Source organism: Kitasatospora sp. NPDC056531 (assembly GCF_042794375.1).
GTDB lineage: Bacteria > Actinomycetota > Actinomycetes > Streptomycetales > Streptomycetaceae > Kitasatospora.
Map to the genome: position 1 here is coordinate 1 of NZ_JBHTTU010000340.1, position 1,589 is coordinate 1,589.

Annotated in this window: 1 protein-coding gene; it reads right to left on the minus strand. The window is 70.2% G+C overall.

Annotated elements, in window-relative coordinates; genetic code table 11:
• Positions 1 to 13: 13 nt before the first annotated feature.
• Positions 14 to 1,459 (minus strand): NF041680 family putative transposase, encoded by a 1,446-nt coding sequence (locus ACFQ87_RS46255; protein WP_380617051.1) that lies wholly within the window; start codon positions 1,457 to 1,459, stop codon positions 14 to 16.
• Positions 1,460 to 1,589 lie beyond the last annotated feature (130 nt).

Here is a 1,589-nt window from a genome sequence, read left to right on the forward strand (position 1 = left end):
CTCAGCTTGGCGTTTAACCTCGCTGCGCTTGGTGGTCCTTGATCGACTCAGCGCGTTTCACGGTCTTGCCGACGTCGTGGTGCTTGGCGCGGTGCTTGTTCTTCGAGCCTGCGGGCCGTCCAGGCCCTGGTCGGGACGGTTTTGGTGCGGACGCCGGACGGGCCGTGGTCGCGCGGATGTTGCGAAACCCCCGCCGGACCCGGGCGGGGGTCAGACGGCGGGGCCCGGCCGGCCGTTCCCAGGGTCGGCGTAGGTCCTCGGCGAGCGGGCGGGCGAGACGGAGCTGGGTGTGGGCGGCGATGACCAGCCAGGTCCACAGGTCGGCGCTGTCGGCGTGGCGGATCTTCGGAGCGGTCCAGCCGAGGGTCTGCTTCATCAGCCTGAAGGTGTGTTCGAGATCGAATCTGCGGAGGAACGCCTGCCACCAGCGGTCCACGTCCGCCGGTGCGGCGGCGGTTGCCGAGACCCAGAGCCAGACCGGCTTCGGGTCGCGGTCACCCGGCAGACGCTCCACCTTCAGGCGCATCAACGTGCCGTGTAGGACGGGCAGTTCCTCCTCGGCCAGGTCCAGCCAGGGGCCGCGGTGGGTGAGCCGGGGGTGCATCCGGTCCCAGGCCATCGCCTCGGCCTTGCCGTAGCGGGTGGTGTCGGTGACCGTGGTGACCTCGGGTTCGTGCCAGCTGTCGGGCCGGGCGAAGGACAGGACGCCGCCGTGCTTGCGAGGCCGGCCGCCCTTCGGGCCGGAGCGGGCAGGCCCGGCATCGCGGAGCATCACGCGGTCCGAGCGCAGTCTCCCGACCAGCACGACCGGCAGGTTCGCCAGCGCATGGGAGAGGTAGGCGACGTCGTAGCCGGAGTCCATGACGACCCAGATCTCAGGGTCGCCATCGTGCCATTGCCCGGCCTGTATCAACCTGGTTACCACGTCGCGGAGTTGGTCGGCAGTGACGGCGGTCGCGTCGTCCGCCTGTCCGAGGCGCACGGCGTCCAGCAGCGCGGTCCAGGAGGTCCGGCCGGTCTCCAGGGCCGCGACGAAGGAGTACGGCCAGCCGGGAACGAACTGGTCCTTGCTGCGGTCCCCGCGCCCGTAGACGTGGCAGAACAGCCGGTCGTCGCTGGTGGGGGCGTCGGGCCGGAGCCAGTTGCTCACGTCGACGGCCAGTACGATCCGCCCGTCGGCCGCGCGGGGCAGCGGCAGGCCGGCCAGGGTACGGCGCAGGCGGGCGGGCTCGCACCAGCCCCGGTCCAGCGCGGCGTACAGGGCTCCGTGCCCGCGCCGGTGCTCGAGGGCCAGCGACAGTTCGACCAGCGTCTTCACCGGCCCGTCCGTACACAGCACCGCATCGGTGAGCTCGAAGAGCGCGTCCTGGCGGGCGTAAAGGCAGTCGTAGAACTCGACCCGAAAGCGGGACAAGACGTCCAATGCCGCGCTTTCGGACGCATCGACTGGGAGACTCATAGGCAGCGGCCGTTCTCTCGTGCTTCGTGACTCGACATCTCGAAGCGTGGAGAACGGCCGCCTCCGCTGTCTCGGGAAGAACCGCAGATCAGCAGGTCGGGTGACCTGCGAGGTTAAACGCCAAGCTCAG

Bases quoted from the DNA above. Each gene is read 5' to 3' on its own strand.
- ACFQ87_RS46255 (WP_380617051.1), bottom strand. From the start codon at position 1,459: ATGAGTCTCCCAGTCGATGCGTCCGAAAGCGCGGCATTGGACGTCTTG.